Consider the following 481-nt stretch of genomic DNA (forward strand, 5'->3'; position numbering starts at 1 on the left):
CTGTTTACGCGGCTGATAAAGTCTTGCAGGTTCAAATCGATGTCTTCGATTTTGCTGTTGAGTTTGGCGGCGATGTAGTAGCGCATCCACTCGGGGTTCAGGCCTTGTTCCAGATAGGATTTGGCGGTGATGAAGGTGCCGCGCGATTTGGACATTTTTTGTCCGTCTACGGTCAAAAAGCCGTGTGCGTACACGCCGGTCGGGGCGCGGTGGCCGGAGAAATGCAACATGGCAGGCCAGAACAGGGCATGGAAATAGAGGATGTCTTTGCCGATGAAGTGGTACATCTCGGTTTGGCTGTCGGCTTTAAAGTATTCGTCAAAATCGATGCCGATGCGGTCGCACAGGTTTTTAAACGACGCCATGTAACCGACGGGCGCGTCCAGCCAGACATAGAAGTATTTGCCCGGCGCGTCGGGGATTTCAAAACCGAAATACGGTGCATCGCGGGAAATATCCCAATCGGACAGGGTGGTTTCTT

The 481-nt window shown here is 52.8% G+C and carries 1 protein-coding gene; it reads right to left on the reverse strand.

The window, feature by feature from the left end; genetic code table 11:
- Positions 1-481 (reverse strand): class I tRNA ligase family protein (locus tag ACTHUR_RS19590; protein ID WP_440400455.1); only part of this gene is annotated, 481 nt, incomplete at both ends.

It is taken from the genome of Neisseria sp. P0021.S007 (genome assembly GCF_051956855.1).